The organism is Streptomyces sp. NPDC039424, assembly GCF_055639495.1.
The window spans coordinates 48,132-63,257 of record NZ_JBVKAI010000006.1 but is presented as its reverse complement, the minus strand read 5'-3'; the positions used below and the strand labels follow the sequence as shown (position 1 = coordinate 63,257).

Sequence of the window (15,126 nt, the reverse complement as noted above, 5' to 3'; positions counted from 1 at the left end):
GGCACATCCCCCTCCAGTCGGCAGAGTTGACACTGAGTCAGCGACTGCAGGTGTCCCGGAGGCTCGCATCACTCTGTCTCGGGGCGGGGGATGCGGTCGAAGCCCGGGGTGGCAGGCCCCGCCGCACTTTGGTCGCGGCCGGGGCGCTCGGCGGATCAGTCCTCGGACAGGAGCCAGCCGATGTGCAGTTCTTCCGCACCCGGGCGGAACGTCTGCAGGAGCTCGGCGCGCTCGGGGTCGTTTTCGGGGAGGTTGTCGGCGAGGAGGGCCTGCGCGGCGATTGTCTGGGGCCGGGCGCCGAGCGCGGCGCGCAGGTGGAGTGAGCGGCGCAGCATCGCGATCCGCTCGGCGGGCTCCTTGTGCGGTGCGAGGTGCCGGATGATGTAGGACTCGAAGTAGCTGTCGCCGGACTTCGTCGCAATCTCGAGAGCAGTCTCATAGCGCGGGAGGGCGCCGGCCGGGTCCTCGTCGATGTTGTCCAGCAGGACGGCCCAGTGGTACTCGGCCCAACCGCGCATCTTCTCGTCGCCGCTCTCAATCGCCGCGCGGTAGCCGGCCTCGGCCACGGCCCGATCGTCGGCGCGGGGGTCGCGCTGGAACAGCAGGCGGCTGTAGGCCAGTCGCGCCGTGAGCAAGTGCGCGGTCGGCGATGCGGGATCGAGCGCCGCGACCGCTTTCTCGGCCTCCTCATGACCCTCGACCTGGAAGAACCAGCGGTCGACGGCGATCTCCGCGCGCAGCTCGGGCTCGGCGTCCGGGCCCAAGGCGGCGAGGGCGGCGTCCCACTCCCCGAGTAGCTGCAGACGGCGGGCCACGTAGGTGTCATCAGATAACATGGCGCCTACAATAAGAAACGGCGACGTAGGTGGTCAAGTGCAATACGGTGACTACATTGGGAACGTGACGCGGTTGGCCGTCGAGCTGGCCAATACAGGGTCCCTCGATCGGCACGGCGAGTTGGTCGCCGCGTTCTTCGCGGAGCACGAGGTCACTCCGCCGCCGGACGGCGACTACGGCGAGCTGCCGGACCTCGTGCGTACGGCCCTGGCGCAGTTGGTCGACGGCGCCGCCCCCGAAGCCGTGCACCGCCTGCTGCGCGAGTATCCGCCGGAAATGCACCTGTCCGACCACGACGGCCTCGGCGGCTGGCACATCCACTTCAGCCGCAACGGCACCCCGGCCAAGCGCTGGGTCGGCCAACTGATCGCCGCCAAGCTCGCCCTGGTCGTGGCCGGGGATCCGGCGGTGACGCTGGGGCGGTGCGCCGCGGCCGGGTGCGGAAACTACTTCGTGGACCAGTCACGGAACCGGACGCGCCGGTTCTGCTCCAACGCGTGCGCGAGCCGGACGACGGTCGCGGCTTACCGGGCCCGGGCGGCGAAAAACTCCTAGCAGAGTCTGTTATGGAGTCGCCGCCAGCGGACGATCGAGCAGCCAAGGGTGACGAGGGCCAGGTGGATGTCCGCGAGGATCTCCCAGTGCATGCACAGACGGCGGAACCGGTACTGAGCGCGATGGCGCCCTCCTTGACCCAGCGGTAGACGCCCAGGCCGGAGCCGGCCCCGGTGCCCGCCACGGGCGATGTGCGGGGTGATCTGCAGGGCGCGGACATGGCCACGGTACGTGTCATGGTCGTAGCCGCGATCGGCGTAGATCCGGTCCGGGCGCCGACGCGGGCGACCGCGTTTGCCCCGGACCGGCGGGACGGCCTGGATCAGGGGAAGGTTCGGTCGCAGGACCGCCTTTCATCGCGCGTAGGTGACTGCTGTTCGCCGCCTACTGACGCACGAACCTGACTCTGCGAACTCGCCCCACCATTCGGTGTTTCGAAGTCACCGCCGACCGGATCATCCACGACCTCGGTCCCCGCCCAGCGCTCGATCACTGCCGTAGTGCACTGCCGAGAACGATGCAGTGCCCGTCATCGTTGATCTTTGCTTCGGCGACCCGGGGGATGCCATCGCTCACGAGCGTGTTTCCTCGGTCTGCTGAGGGCTCTTGATGACTGCTGCGGGCAGTTCGCCGGTGAGGATCAGCTCTTTCGGCAGGGTGAGTCCGAAGCGCTGTTGGAGTAGTTCGAGTGCGGGAGTGGCTTCGGCGGCCGTCTCCATGTCGGCGACCAGGGCGGCATCGTCGCCGTCGACGTCGAAAAGGTAGGGGGCTTCGCCGGTGTCGATGTCGAAACACAGCCGCACGCTGCCGGCGTGGCTGTAGCGGAAATGCGGCTCGGGGACGTTCGGGTGCTCGGCGAAGTAGTACAGCTCGTACGTGTGGGCGTCGCCGTACCAGATGGCCGGTGTGTCATGCCGGCCCAGCGCGAATTCCCACTGTCCGCAGCCCGCGGCGAAAGAGAGATCGCCCACCGATCCGTACCGAACACCCGCCATGGGGGTAGTGCCGGCCGGTTGTACGCAACAGCTCCCGTAGCTCGTCCTCGAACGCCTCCTGAGTACGCGGGCCCACCAGGCATACGCCGACCCGGACGCTCCGCTCGTCGGCATCCTGCTCGCCCAGACCGGGATGTCCACGCCGAATTCGGCGCGCGCCATCCACGACTTCTGGACCACCCTCTGCCAGGCAATCGACGACTGACCTATCACCTGGGCGAGGCCGGTCTGGCAGGAGACCCGCCCAGGCTCGTGCCTTCGACCTTGATGCCATGCCCGTTCGGCCGGCTACGTCACCGCGGTCAGCGTCGCGTAGACCACGACGTTGCTCAGATAGCCGGTGGGCTTGGTGTAGGCGCCACCGCAGGTGATCAATCGGAGTTCGGGCCGGTCGGAACTGCCGTAGACCTTCTTACTGGGGAACTTCTTCCTGTCGTAAAGCTCGACGGCGCGGACGGCGAACACCGCTGTCCGCCGGTCCGCCCGGCTGATCTCGATGGTGGCGCCCTCGGTCAGGGCGCCGAGGTTGTAGAAGACACCGGGGTCGCCGGTGGGTGTGTCCACATGCCCGGTGGCGATGGCGGTTCCTGCCGAGCCTGGAGCCGTGCCGTCGCCATACCAGCCGGCGAGGCCGGGATTGCCAGGTGGTGGAGTCCGTAGCGCCCCTGCCGCATCGAGGCCCACTCGTGTCATCGGGGCGTTCACACCGATGGCGGCGATCCGGAGCCGGATCGGGTCCGCGGGGGGCAGCGGATGGACCGTGGGGCGGATGGGGTCTGCAGAGGTTGATAAGGCCTGGGCCGCCGATGGCTGCGGTGGCTCCTCGTCGTGCACCCCGCTGATCAGCAGCACCGCACCTGCCGTCATTGCGTAGCCCAGAAGGAGCACTGCAGAAATGAACGGATCTCGGGAAGCGCTGGTGTGGTGTCTGGGTGCCATCGCGGTTGAGCCTTTGCTTCATGGCGAGTGCGTTGTAGCGGGTGATGTGGGCCTCAGGTGAACGGGGCTCGCGGCCACCGGATCCAATCCGTCTCGGGGGCCGGTTACAGGCTGAACTGGACGGGGTTGGCCGGCAGAGTCGGACGGTCAGGTTCGGTTGTCGTTCGGGCGGCGGCACATCCAGACCACACCCCCGGCGGCGGCCGTGACGAGCAGCCCACCGCCCAGGGCGAGCCTCATACCCGTGTCTTCGGCCGGTCCGAAGCCGGCGCTGACCGAGCCGTTCGGAGGGCGGCCGGTGACCTGGTACGTTTCCGTGACCTTGGTCAGTGGCGGACATTTCAGGGTGACTGTGTCGCTGCCCGGCCTGGTTCCTTCCGGGATCTGGAACTGGCCGGTGAGTACCCCCTCCTCGTCGCCTTCGAAGAGGTGGAACTCTCCTCCCACCTCCGACGAGCCCTTGCCGTAGTCCGCGTCAGGGTCGCAGGCCCTCGTACTGACCGTGACCGTGGAACCCGGGTAGGCATTCCACGGGTCGATACGGACATCTGAGTCATCATTGGCGGCAGCGGCCGGGATCTGCAGTCCGAGGGCAACGATAGCCAGGCCGATACCCGCACCCATGTGTGTGTAACGCATGCGAATCCTCCAAGGGAACAGTGTCCGGCCTGTCTGCGCGGCGCCTCTCCTGTGTTCCGCTCACGAGGCAACCGATAGTTCGTCAGTTCCGCAACCTGGTGAATGGCCCAACGTGTCACCCAGTCAGGTGCCGCGGCCTTCTCTCTTGATCGCTTACGCAGGTCACCGACGTGAAGATCATCAATACCAATCACCCACCAACGGGTCCCCATGACGGTGAAAGTCGACCGTGACCCGCCCGTATCCCGGGACGTCCCGGGGGGACGTTCGCGCCCATATGCGTTCGAAGGCTGTCTTCGGGGCCGCTTGCTGGCGGGGCAGCGTCTGGAGCTGTAGGTCAGGCGCCAGGGTGGTTGCGCTGGTCGAGCGCCGACATCAGCGGGAAGGCACCCACGATCGCGGTGGCTGCAGTCGGCTGATAGCCGATCGTGGTGACGATCACCTGTGGAGGTGCCGGCGACGAACGTTCCGTTGGGCGCAAGCCTTGTCAAGGACCGTCCTCGCGGGTGCGGGGAAACCCCAGCCTCACCTGCCGGCCACGAGGTGGACTTCCCGCCGGTGCAGAACGGCGTCGTTGCTGACGTGGGGTTTCCGGCCACCCCGCATTTCCGCAGCTTCCGCACAGGATGGGGTACTCCTCGGGAGCCGCGAAGATCCGCACCCTGCTCAGGGGCAGGGTGGACGCCCCGCTTGAGCTTCTTCTGCGTAAGCCGGTCGAGGTCCCGTACAGGGTCCACCGTCGGCATCGGCGAACCGAATGCAGACGGGGCTGGGCCCCCTGCCGAGGGAGGACCGCCGAAACGGCCCCGATATTGACTAGAGCTACCGGAGAGGCGGCTGTGTTCCGGGATACAACTCCACGCGCACGCTGTCATCATCGTCGATGACGTACGTAGGGCCCGTGCGGTGCTCCCACCCCAAGGGCAGCAGGTAATAACGCTGATCACGCTCGACGAGAAGACGCAACTGGCTGTACCGGTATCGGTAGTGCTGGCCTCTGCCCAGGTCTTCCACCAGCGGGCCCGGTGATCCCGACATACTCAGACGATCGGTACTAAGGACCACCACGGCGGTGCGGCGCACCAACTGCCTGGCAGTGCCCTCGGCGGCCCTTCTGCCCTGCTGGCTACCTGCCATGCCCACGGCCCAGACCAGCAGCAACGTTGCCATGGTGATGCTGACACCCCGCTGCCAGGCCTTTTGCTCGGTGGGTACCGCGAGCCCAAGCAGCAGGCCACAGGAGACAACGAGCGGGGCTGTCCAGCCGTAAGGCTGAATGAACGGCCACAGAGCCATGAGACCCACTCCGGCAAGGACGAACAGAAGATGCCGGCGAGCGATCGCCCCGCCCGCTCGCTGCGCACGGCGGGTGATCCGCGGAGGCAGGCCCAGGGAGGTCAGCAGCTGCGGGAACCGAGGGGCGATCACACCTAAGGTCATGATGATGAGGACCGGCATCCTGATCAGCTGCAGACTCTTGAGCGCGATCTCGGTGAAGCTCAAGCCAAGCGAGAACGACTGCAGGTGGAAGTAGGAGTAGAAAGCGTTGTTGTACATCGCGCCGGCGTAGAACATCAGGGCCGTGAAGATGGACCCTGCGGCGACGACGGTGTTGATCCATTCAGCGGAGCTGGTCCCGGCAGGTTCCGGCGGCGGAGCTTCACGCCTCAGCCGGGCCGACTGCCGCCGCCGCACGCCGGGCCTCAATTGCCGACGGCGACGAGCCCGTGGCGAAGCCGGCTGTGGCGTGCTTGGCGGCTCGTTTGTGCTTGAAAGCCTGCCGTTACTGGAGTTCTGCACTCGTCCGTGGCGCGGGCGAGGGACGGGAGAGCGGCCTGATGCAGGAGGGGACGGCACAGTACCTCTAGAAGATCGGGGAAGGGGACGCTAGAGCGGACGGGCTGATGCTCGGGGAGGGGCTTCGAGGCTTGCTCGGATCCGTGGTGGTTGGATCCTTGGAGCAGTGCGAGTGCGCTTCGCAGGTGGCCGTGGGCTCCTCCACGGGAGGTTCTCCCTGGCAGCCGGAGCCCTCGCATGAATCAGTGGGTTCCTCGGTGGGCTCGACACCGGGATCGTAGGGGTTGTCGTGTCCGGAATCGGCCGGAGGCGAGGCCACTGGCGGCACTTCCGGATCACCGGTGCTCACACGGTCCGGTTCACTCGTGCTGGACGCACCAGGCGATCCGCCGCTCCCGTGCTCACGCGTCCCCGACCCCGGGGAATGGCGGGAGGTCATGCTGGAGTCAGCGGGGGCAGAAGGCACTTGGTGCTGAGGCTTGGGCGAGGCACAGCCGCCCAGCAGCAAAGCGACCAGCATGAGGCTGGCTGCTAGATGCGTTCTCTTCCGTCTTGAGCTCATAGCCTCCCCCGAAGCGGACATCAAGCGTAGGGGAAAGCAGCCCGAGCCGACCAGCAGTGACCGCGAGACTGCGCCGCGGACACCAGACCTCGGCTCACGCACCAGAGGAGTTGGGGCGTGGCGGCCGCGCCAAGTGCGGGCCGCCACGCGCAGGCGTCGGGCGGGTCAGCGGGTGGCGAGGGCGACCCGGTGCTCATGGCGTTTGCGACGGCCGCGGCTTCAACGAGGATCTTGACATGGTACGGAGGGCCGACGTCGCCTGCTCGGAGCAAACACGTGCACGGTGTAGGAGCACTGGCGGGCCCCGGCATGTTCACGGCTGCCCTCGTCCGCGGGGCCGCGCTGCATCGGTCTTGTCCTGGGAGGGCCAGTACCGGGAAGATCATCGATCATGCGACTCGACGAACTCAACGCTGATGAACGTCAGTTGTGGGACTCCTTCGCCCAGGGCAGCGCTGTTGATGTCCGCGACGCCCCACCAACCGCGGAACCCGCAGTTCGGGCCGAGGTCATCGCGGCCCTGCTGCTGGGTGCCGGCACCGATCCCGCCCCGGGCGACCGCCCGGCACTGCGCCTGACCGGTGCACGCATCACGGGCAGGCTGGATCTGCGATTCGCCGAGATTCCCGTGCCGGTCGTCCTGGACGAGTGCCGCTTCGACGAAGTGCCCTTGCTCCGGGGCACCAGGATCCGCGAGCTGGCCCTCACCGGATGTACCCTGCCAGGTCTCGCCGCCGACACAGCGCAGATCGACGGCCGACTGGTCCTGTCCCGCTGCCACCTGACCGGGCCCCTCGTACTCACCCGCTCCCAAATCCACAGCGACCTGGACCTCCGCGACACCGTGATCACCGCGCCCGGAGCTGAGGCGATATCCGCTGTCCACCTCATCGCGGGCGGCGACGTGCTGTGCACCAACCTGGCGGTCCGGGGAGCCTTTCGCTGCTCCGGCGCCACCATCTCCGGCGAGTTCGACCTGGAGGGCGCCAGCCTGCGCAACCCCGACGGCCACGCCCTGGACGCCTACCATGTCCAGATCACCGAGGACTTCACCTTCCACCCGGGCTTCAGCGCCGAAGGGCGGATCATCCTCTCCGGTGCCACGGTCGCGGCGGCGATCGGATTCTGTGGAGCCCGGCTGAACAACGCCGGCGACGTCGCGCTGGAAGCCATTGACGTCAAAGTCGCCCGCAACTTCGACCTCGGCCAAGGGCTACGCGTCGACGGCGACATCAAACTCGACGGCAGCAGCATCGGTACGCAGCTCAGCTTCCGCGATGCCACGTTGACGAACCCCGGCGGCACCGCCCTGTCCCTGCGGCTGGCCCAGGCCCGGGAGACCGATCTGCGTACCCAGCAGTCGATCGACGGCACCGTCGACGCAAGCAACGCCCAACTGGGCACCCTGTACGACACCCCCGACACCTGGCCCGCCCACCTCCGACTGGCCGAGACCACCTACGACGCCCTCGCCATCCCTCTGACAGCCGCCGAACGGCTTGACTGGCTCCGGCGCAGCACCGACGTTTACCTTCCCCAGCCGTACGAGCAGCTCGCAGCCGCCTACCGACGGCTCGGACACGAGGACGAAGCACGCACGGTGCTCCTCGCCAAGCAACGTCATCGCCGTGGCATGCTCCCCCTGCACACCCGCGTCTGGGGCTATGTCCAGGACGCAACCGTCGGCTACGGCTACCGGCCACTCCGCGCCGGCCTATGGTTCACGGCTCTGCTCGCCTGCGGCGCACTCTTCTTCGGCGCCCACCCTCCCGCACCTCTCGAGGCAGAGAAGGCGCCGCCATTCAACGCAGTCGTCTATACGCTCGACCTGCTCATCCCCATCACTGCCTTCGGACAGGACATCGCCTTCGCACCACGAAGCACTGGCCAATGGCTCGCCTACGCACTGACCGCCGCCGGGTGGATCCTGGCCACAACCGTCGCCGCCGGCATCTCACGGGCGATCAACCGCCAGTAGTGAACCAACTACCAAGCCATGCCACGGCATTCACGCCCCAAGCGTTGCCAATTGGCATCGCGATTTGAGGACGTCCCCACCCGGATTCAGGCAGACGAGACTCCGTCTTGTCCCTCGTGCGCCCGCATGATGCCGTTCATCGTCGAGCTTGAGGAAGGCCCGGACCACAGCACCGCCATGCATGTCGGCAACGCGGGCAGTGCCTACGCGTTCGCCTCCGAGCCCTGTGGCCGAGCGTTGTTCCCGTGGCAGTGCTGAGAGTCCGACTCGGCGATCTTGAATTTTGATGGTGAGTAAGGCTTTTCCAACCTTCCTGCGAGGCCGTAGACGGCTGCGACTTATGCGGTCGAACCGTCTCATGCGCCTTCAGTGTCAAGAAGCTCCGCTGACTCGAGTAGGTACTTTGGCAGCTTTGACCTGGCCGCCAGCACCTCGATACCGACGAGGCGGCCTTGCTCATCGAAGTCGAGGTTGATCATGCCGCCGACCTCTACTGGATCACAGGGATACATGCGTGCCGCCTTCGCGCGGGCTTGTGGCTCTACGAGGTACACATACGCGGCATCCGCCGTCTTGTCGTAGGTGACTTTGACGTCCGCCATGGTCAGCGCGCTCCTTGGATGCGGTTGAGGTCGGCCCTACCCACAGCCCTGCTGCGCCGTCCCGGCCTCATGCTGGGGTAGCGAGCTGCAAGGCCAGGATGGCCTTGACGATGTCGGTGATGCCGCTGGTGCTGCAACGGAGTTTGCTCGGTAATTGGCATGCTTGAACCCCGGGACACAACTGTGCTGAGGCGACTCTGTTCTGCGTTGAAATGATGTACTGGTGCGGCCGACCAGCGGTTCCTCATCCGGAAGGGCTGACGGTCTTCACTGCGGTCTGGCCTCGGCAGCCAGCATGTTTCTGCGGAAGCTGCCGAGAGCGAGTGGAGTGGTAGGGGAGCCGGTCAAGACCCTGTGCGTGACAGGTGCGCGGGTGGCACAGCCGCCCTGCGATGCTTGATGTTGACGGCCAAAGCCTTGGCCAGTGCCGCGGGGTTCAAGAAACGCAACGGACCGATCAGGCGGGATGCGAACAGATGCATGTGCCGCGCCACCGATTCGTCGCGCGCTGCCGCCGAGAACATCAGCCTCTCCAAGGGATTGAACGGACGGGCCTTGGCGAAGTCGACGGCCAGGTACTGGTGACCGCGCAGTTGGCGCTGGTGTCTGCGTGCGTACACCACGAGCGACCTATCGAGGTCGCTCCCACCGGTTGCGGCCGAGGCGACCGCCTCTGCCAACCATTGCGCGGACTGCAGAGCCTACCCGCATCCCACTCCCCAGAGGGGATCGCCGGTCAGGGCGGCGTCGCCGATGAACGCGACGCCCGGTGCGGTCGGCTTGCGGCTGCGAAGCGGGTAGTTGACGGTGCCGGTGATCTTCGAAGAAACAGCGCCATTGGGCCCTCGGAAAACTCGTCGGAGTGTTCACCGACGAACGCACGAGGCTGGCCAAGCTGGTCGCCGGCTCCCTCGATGTCCGCAGCAGCTTTGAGGTCAGCTACCGGGGCCTGAACGAACCCGAGGCCCACACCTTCCGCGTTCTCTCCCTCCTCCCGCTCAGCCGGTTCGAGGCCCGGCACGCCGGCGTCTTTCTCCAGGTGCCCGCAGCGGAGGCGGAGGAATTGCTGGAGCTGCTGGTCGACGCGCAACTCGTCGAGACGAACGATGGCATCCACTTCCGGTATCACGACCTGCTGAAGCTGTTCGCTCAGGAGTACTGCGAGTCGATGGGCGACGACCCCGACGGCACGCGCGTCGCCCGCTTCCTGGAAGTCTTCACCAGCGACTTCCTGGAGAACTACCGAGCCCGCCTGCTCAGCAGCCAGTGGTCCGGCGCCGGCCCGGCGGCGTTCCCCCGCTACGACCGGCGGATCTCCGCACCCGATGACCTCTACGTCCCTCAGCGCCTGACGTCGGCTGACGACAACAGCACCCTGTTCGGGGCCTGGCACGCACCGTGGCAGGAGGTCCTTGCCGAGCATCGCAAGGTCCTCGTCCTCGGCGGTGCCGGCACCGGCAAGACCGTCCTGGCGGACCGGATCTGCTACGAGGTCGCCGCGGGGCACCACGATGCTCAGCTGGACGTCGCCTTCACCGCTCCTCTGCGTCAGGGCGGCGGCCGGCCACAGCGCCTCGAGCGTCTGGTCGCGGACTCGGTCCGTCTGCGCCATGACCTGGAGATGCCGTACGAAACGCTCGAGCTGCTCCTCACCGAGCGCCGTACGCTGATCGTCTTCGATGGACTTGATGAACTACCCGTCCCCGAGCGCGACCGCGTTCAGGCCGATGTGGCCAGGTTCTGCAGGACGTACCCACAAGCCAAGGTCATCGTCTTCAGCCGCCCGGGCGCGTCCCTCTCGGGCTTGGTCGCGAGCCAATTCGCCGCGTACATGGTTGATGAGTTCTCGCCGAGTGACGTTCGCGCGTACCTCTCCCAGTGGGCGAGGGTGACCGGCATGGACGACGCGGAGGAAGAGCGGCTGCTGACCGAGGTCACCGCTTCGGTGGAGGTGGATGACTGGCTCTCCACCCCGCTTCTCGTGTCCCAACTGGCCGTCGTGTACCGCCGCGACGGCCAACTTCCGCGCAGGCCGATCGACCCGTACGACAGCACGTACCGCCTGCTCTTCGTGGGCCGTGAGGCGTCCCGCGGTATCGCGCGCTCTTCTCTTCCGCCCGAAGTGCTCGGCAGCATCGTGTGCTGCCTGGCCTACAAGTTCGTCGTTCAGCCGGACGGCACGCTCGGCATGTCGAGCCGTCAGTTCCACCTGGCACTGAGCAAGGCACTACGCCGGTGCGTCCCCACATCGTACGCACGCAGGTCGGTCAACGAGATCTTCACTCTGTTCTCCGACTCGGACTACCCCGTCCGTCCGGCGCCGACCGCTCCCTCCGAGTCCGAGCCCAGGTGGGCGCTGGTGCGGGACCCGTTCGGCCAGTACCTCGCCGCGCGCTACATCGTGGAGTACAGCGGGGACGACGAGGTCGACGCGGTGCGGAAGAGGGTCATGAAGGCGGTCCGGGCCTCGGGATTCGTCGAGGGGGCGGTCTATGTGAGGCAGCTGTTCGAGAAACGGTCCCCATACACCTCGGTACAGCTCATCATGGCCTTGGAGCGCGAGCTAGACAGGGAGAACGACCCGCAGACCCGCAGATCTCTCGAGCAGATCCTTGACTCTCCCTAGCCTCTACCGGGCGGTCCAGTCAAGGAGGTCGGCCCGGGAACGCCGGCGTGTGCCGGGGCTTCGGCGCGAGGAGTTGGCCCTGCTGGCGGGGTGAGCGCCTCGTACTACACGCGGCTGGAGCAGGGGCAGTCGCTGAGTGCCTCACCCGAGGTGCTGGACGCGATCGCCCGGGCGCTGCGGCTGAAGGAATCGGAGCGGCGGTACCTGCACGACTTGGTTCGTGCGGGGCAGGCAGGCAGCGGGCGCGGCGGCCGGTGCCGGAGCGGGTGTCGGAGCGGGTGTCGGAGCCGACGGGTCAGTTGCTGGATGTACTGGGGGACGCTCCGGCGATCGTGCTGGGCCGGCGTAGCGACGGCTGGCGTGGAACCGGCTGGGGGATATCCCGACGCGAGTTGCCGACGCTGCCCACCTGCGGGTTCGAGATCACGGTCGTGAGTGTCGGCAGACGATTGGCACCCTCAAGTGATCAACGCACCACCCGCGGATGATCATGTGATCGTGGAGGCACAGGTGCGGGACTACGGGTTTTCGCCGGCTCAGCAGGATGAGATCTGGAGACGCTGGCGCGAGGGGCAATCGTTCAGCTTGATCGGGCGGGCGCTCGGGGCACCGATGCAGAACGCCCGTCGGTTCCTGCACCAGAGTGGCGGCGTCCGCCTCACCCCGCAGCAGCGATCAGAGCGGCATCTGAGCGGCAGCGAGCGCGAAGAGATATCCCGCGGCATCGCCGCGGGGGAATCTGGCCGGCAATTGGCCAGGCGGCTGGGCCGATCGCCTTCGACCGTCTCCCGCGAGATCGCCCGCAACGGAGGCCGGGACCGCTACCGTGCCACATCCGCCGATGAGGCCGCCTACGCGCGTGGGCGCCGGCCCAAGCAGGCCAAGCTCGCCCAACGGCCGGCTCTGCGCGCCCTGGTGGAGGCGAAGCTGGCTCTGTGCTGGTCTCCCGATCAGATCGCAGGGTGGCTGCGACGCCAGTTCCCTGGTGACACCGCCATGCAGATCTCGCACGAAGCGATCTACCTCTCGCTCTACGACCCCCGTCGCCACCAGGCAATCGACCGCAGCCTCACTCAGCGCCTGCGGTCAGCCCGGCCCATGCGCCGCCCGAAGATCGCCCGGCGGCCTACCGGGCGGGGCATCATCCGCGGCATGGTGTCCATCACCGCCCGCCCCGCCGAGGTCGAGGACCGGAAGGTCCCCGGTCATTGGGAGGGCGACCTCGTGATGGGCACCAGGCCCTCGGCAGTCGCCACGCTCGTCGAGCGCACCAGCCGCTACACGACCATCGTCGCGCTTCCGGACGGCATCAAGGCCGAGCAGGTCGCCCCGCACCTCACCAGGAGCCTCCTCGGCATCCCGCCCCACCTGCGGCGGACGCTCACCTGGGACCGCGGCCGGGAGATCGCCGAGCACAAGGCCATCACCACCGAGACCAGGATGCCGATCTACCTCTGCAAGCCGCGGAGCCCGTGGCAGCGCGGCACCAACGAGAACACCAACCGGCTGCTTCGGCAGTACCTCCCCAAGGGCGCCGACCTCCGCACGTTCAGCCAGGCCGACTTGGACGCCATCGCTCACGAACTCAATCACCGTCCGCGCAAGACCCACGGCTACCGCACTGCGGCAGAGGTCTACGCTGACCTCCTGAACAGCGGTGATGCGCTGACCGCTTGAGCTCGCCATTCGTATGCCGACACTCAGGTTTCTCTAGGCCGGTCGTCGTTGCACGGCGTCGGCGATGACCGCTGTCACGAGCTTGTTGACGACTGCCGTGGCCGGTGGGCCGGGGTCGCGGTCTGCGAACAGGAGATGCCCGCCACCGACCAGGGAGAGGGTGAGTGAGTCGATGTCGGAGTCGGCCGCGATGCGGCCCAGTTCACGCTCGTCGGCCAGATAAGCGGAGATCGCGGTCGTGGCCTGGGCGAGGATCGCGATGCCGCCTCCGGGCCTGGCTTGCCGCAGCCGAGCGCGCAGCTCGTCCCGGAAGGTGATGAGCGGGATGATTGCCACCGGAATCGGTCCGAACAGGGTGGTCAGCGCGTTGGTGAGGTTGTCGGCCACCGTGCCGGTGCCGGCGGACTCGCGCAGTGCGCTCGCCTGTGCCTCAAGCTGCGCGGCCCGGTCGAGCACGAGGTCGGCGAGGAAGGCGTCGAAGTCGGTGAAATGCCGGTGCAGGACGCCTTTGGCGCACCCCGCCTCGTCGGTGACGGCCCGGCTGGTCAGCCCGTTCGGCCCGTCTCGCAGGAGCACGCGTTCGGCGGCGTCGAACAACTGCTGCCGCGCGTCGCGAAGGTGCACTCCAGTCGGCACTCGCAGATCCTCTCGTGCGTCAACCCGCTGGCATCCGTTGCCCAGTGGGCATGCGCCCACTAAGGTGGGCGCATGCCCATCTTACCGCGAGAGCAACCAGAACCGTCTCCAGCGGAGCCGCATGAGGCCCGGCGGATGGCCGAGTCGTTCGGCGTGGACGCGCAACGCTACGACCAAGCCCGGCCCGGCTACCCCGGTGCGTTGGTGACGCGGATCGTCGCCGGGAGCCCCGGGCCTGACGTGCTCGACGTCGGCTGCGGCACCGGCATCGCAGCCCGCCAGTTCCAGGCCGCCGGTTGTGCCGTGCTCGGTGTTGAGCCCGATGCGCGGATGGCCGACTTCGCGAGAGTCCGTGGCCTGCGGGTCGCGGTGGCTGCCTTCGAAACCTGGCAGCCGGCCGGCAGGACGTTCGACGCGGTCATCGCCGCACAGTCGTGGCACTGGGTTGATCCGGCCGCCGGCGCCGTGAAGGCGGCACATGTGCTGCGTCCAGGGGGAAGGCTGGCGATCTTCGGACACGTGTACGAGCCTCCCGTCGAGGTGGCCGAACCATTCGCCGCTGCCTACCGGCGGGCGGCGCCCGACTCCCCGCTCAACGGCCAACCGGCCCGACGTCCGCTCGACCTCTACCAGGCGGCATACGCGAAGTTCGCTGACAAGATCCGCGAGACCGAAGAGTTCAACGATCCTGAACAGTGGCGATTCGACTGGGAGCAGTCCTACACGCGCGACCAATGGCTGGACCTGCTACCCACCACCGGCGGCCTCACCCAACTCCGTCCCGATCAGCTGGCCGAGATACTGGACGCGGTCGGGGGCGCCATCGACTCCTTGGGTGGACGCTTCACGATGAACTACACCACCCTGGCCACGACTGCCGTACGCGTCGGCACCTCCTGAGTCCATCCGCCAAGTCTCCGTCGGCCTGGGAATCAACGCGGCCGCCGACGCTCTGCCCAGCGTCGGCGGAGTGCGGCCAGCCGCGTGGGCGGCCACTGGCAGGTCGATATGTGTGCCGAGGTCGCCTCACGGTGTCGAACACAACCACCGTGCTGGGGCGTCGGCCGCCCGGCGGGGTCCGGGCACGGTGACGGGGTGTGGTGGCACTTGAAGCCCAGCGTCCTCAGCGGCGGTGGCAGCATCTGCCGGCAGTACGAGCTGTACGAGGAGCGCAGCGTGGTGCGGGCCTTGGCCTTGAAGATCCGCTCGTTCGCCTTCGCCACGGCCACCGGGTCCTTGAGCGTCTTCTCCCCGACCACCGGATGCAGGCCCGCCGTACGACC

General features: G+C 67.4%; 15 protein-coding genes. 6 read left to right on the top strand and 9 right to left on the bottom strand.

All coding sequences use genetic code 11. The features are described from left to right. Nucleotides 1-155: 155 nt before the first annotated feature. Nucleotides 156-836, bottom strand: coding sequence for a hypothetical protein (locus ACZ7L0_RS17195; protein ID WP_471243282.1), 681 nt, complete (start codon nucleotides 834-836; stop codon nucleotides 156-158). A gap of 64 nt (nucleotides 837-900) precedes the next feature. On the opposite strand from ACZ7L0_RS17195, the gene ACZ7L0_RS17190 reads away from it, so the two are divergent. Beyond that, on the top strand, nucleotides 901-1,392 hold the full coding sequence (locus ACZ7L0_RS17190; protein WP_471243281.1) for a CGNR zinc finger domain-containing protein: 492 nt from the start codon (nucleotides 901-903) through the stop codon (nucleotides 1,390-1,392). Between the two features lie 572 nt (nucleotides 1,393-1,964). On the opposite strand, the gene ACZ7L0_RS17185 is transcribed toward ACZ7L0_RS17190, so the two are convergent. From ACZ7L0_RS17185 to ACZ7L0_RS17170, 4 genes are all read right to left on the bottom strand, one after another. After that, nucleotides 1,965-2,363, bottom strand: a complete 399-nt coding sequence (locus ACZ7L0_RS17185; RefSeq protein WP_471243280.1) for a hypothetical protein — start codon at nucleotides 2,361-2,363, stop codon at nucleotides 1,965-1,967. 312 nt (nucleotides 2,364-2,675) lie between these two features. After that, complete coding sequence (locus ACZ7L0_RS17180) at nucleotides 2,676-3,254, bottom strand: class F sortase (RefSeq protein WP_471243600.1); 579 nt, start codon at nucleotides 3,252-3,254, stop codon at nucleotides 2,676-2,678. 219 nt (nucleotides 3,255-3,473) lie between these two features. Beyond that, nucleotides 3,474-3,965 carry a sortase gene (locus tag ACZ7L0_RS17175; protein WP_471243279.1) on the bottom strand — a complete coding sequence of 164 codons (492 nt, stop codon included), beginning with the start codon at nucleotides 3,963-3,965 and terminating at the stop codon, nucleotides 3,474-3,476. A gap of 822 nt (nucleotides 3,966-4,787) precedes the next feature. After that, nucleotides 4,788-5,660 carry a CidA/LrgA family protein gene (locus ACZ7L0_RS17170; RefSeq protein ID WP_471243278.1) on the bottom strand — a complete coding sequence of 291 codons (873 nt, stop codon included), beginning with the start codon at nucleotides 5,658-5,660 and terminating at the stop codon, nucleotides 4,788-4,790. A gap of 1,055 nt (nucleotides 5,661-6,715) precedes the next feature. Here ACZ7L0_RS17170 and ACZ7L0_RS17165 point away from each other — a divergent pair. Then, complete coding sequence (locus tag ACZ7L0_RS17165; protein ID WP_471243277.1) at nucleotides 6,716-8,302, top strand: oxidoreductase; 1,587 nt, start codon at nucleotides 6,716-6,718, stop codon at nucleotides 8,300-8,302. A 356-nt stretch (nucleotides 8,303-8,658) separates the two neighbouring features. On the opposite strand, the gene ACZ7L0_RS17160 is transcribed toward ACZ7L0_RS17165, so the two are convergent. Both ACZ7L0_RS17160 and ACZ7L0_RS17155 read right to left on the bottom strand, forming a co-directional pair. After that, nucleotides 8,659-8,904 carry a DUF2283 domain-containing protein gene (locus tag ACZ7L0_RS17160; RefSeq protein WP_471243276.1) on the bottom strand — a complete coding sequence of 82 codons (246 nt, stop codon included), beginning with the start codon at nucleotides 8,902-8,904 and terminating at the stop codon, nucleotides 8,659-8,661. Between the two features lie 344 nt (nucleotides 8,905-9,248). Then, nucleotides 9,249-9,524: a hypothetical protein gene (locus ACZ7L0_RS17155; RefSeq protein ID WP_471243275.1), complete on the bottom strand. Its 276-nt coding sequence runs from the start codon at nucleotides 9,522-9,524 to the stop codon at nucleotides 9,249-9,251. A 242-nt stretch (nucleotides 9,525-9,766) separates the two neighbouring features. Here ACZ7L0_RS17155 and ACZ7L0_RS17150 point away from each other — a divergent pair, with 242 nt between their 5' ends. The 3 genes from ACZ7L0_RS17150 (at nucleotide 9,767) to ACZ7L0_RS17140 (ending at nucleotide 13,207) form a co-directional block, all read left to right on the top strand. Next, nucleotides 9,767-11,530, top strand: a complete 1,764-nt coding sequence (locus ACZ7L0_RS17150) for an NACHT domain-containing protein (RefSeq protein ID WP_471243274.1) — start codon at nucleotides 9,767-9,769, stop codon at nucleotides 11,528-11,530. A gap of 90 nt (nucleotides 11,531-11,620) precedes the next feature. Further along, nucleotides 11,621-11,965, top strand: a complete 345-nt coding sequence (locus tag ACZ7L0_RS17145; RefSeq protein ID WP_471243273.1) for a helix-turn-helix domain-containing protein — start codon at nucleotides 11,621-11,623, stop codon at nucleotides 11,963-11,965. Between the two features lie 75 nt (nucleotides 11,966-12,040). Further along, nucleotides 12,041-13,207 (top strand): IS30 family transposase, encoded by a 1,167-nt coding sequence (locus tag ACZ7L0_RS17140; protein ID WP_471243599.1) that lies wholly within the window; start codon nucleotides 12,041-12,043, stop codon nucleotides 13,205-13,207. A 33-nt stretch (nucleotides 13,208-13,240) separates the two neighbouring features. Here ACZ7L0_RS17140 and ACZ7L0_RS17135 read toward each other — a convergent pair whose 3' ends face one another. Next, nucleotides 13,241-13,843 carry a TetR/AcrR family transcriptional regulator gene (locus ACZ7L0_RS17135; protein ID WP_471243272.1) on the bottom strand — a complete coding sequence of 201 codons (603 nt, stop codon included), beginning with the start codon at nucleotides 13,841-13,843 and terminating at the stop codon, nucleotides 13,241-13,243. 72 nt (nucleotides 13,844-13,915) lie between these two features. On the opposite strand from ACZ7L0_RS17135, the gene ACZ7L0_RS17130 reads away from it, so the two are divergent. Beyond that, on the top strand, nucleotides 13,916-14,743 hold the full coding sequence (locus ACZ7L0_RS17130) for a class I SAM-dependent methyltransferase (protein ID WP_471243271.1): 828 nt from the start codon (nucleotides 13,916-13,918) through the stop codon (nucleotides 14,741-14,743). Nucleotides 14,744-14,775: 32 nt separating this feature from the next. On the opposite strand, the gene ACZ7L0_RS17125 is transcribed toward ACZ7L0_RS17130, so the two are convergent. Beyond that, on the bottom strand, nucleotides 14,776-15,102 hold the full coding sequence (locus ACZ7L0_RS17125; RefSeq protein ID WP_471243270.1) for a hypothetical protein: 327 nt from the start codon (nucleotides 15,100-15,102) through the stop codon (nucleotides 14,776-14,778). Nucleotides 15,103-15,126 lie beyond the last annotated feature (24 nt).

Bases quoted from the DNA above. Each gene is read 5' to 3' on its own strand.
- ACZ7L0_RS17195 (WP_471243282.1), bottom strand. From the start codon at position 836: ATGTTATCTGATGACACCTACGTGGCCCGCCGTCTGCAGCTACTCGGG.
- ACZ7L0_RS17180 (WP_471243600.1), bottom strand. From the start codon at position 3,254: ATGACGGCAGGTGCGGTGCTGCTGATCAGCGGGGTGCACGACGAGGAG.
- ACZ7L0_RS17175 (WP_471243279.1), bottom strand. From the start codon at position 3,965: ATGCGTTACACACACATGGGTGCGGGTATCGGCCTGGCTATCGTTGCC.
- ACZ7L0_RS17165 (WP_471243277.1), top strand. From the start codon at position 6,716: ATGCGACTCGACGAACTCAACGCTGATGAACGTCAGTTGTGGGACTCC.
- ACZ7L0_RS17160 (WP_471243276.1), bottom strand. From the start codon at position 8,904: ATGGCGGACGTCAAAGTCACCTACGACAAGACGGCGGATGCCGCGTAT.
- ACZ7L0_RS17130 (WP_471243271.1), top strand. From the start codon at position 13,916: ATGCCCATCTTACCGCGAGAGCAACCAGAACCGTCTCCAGCGGAGCCG.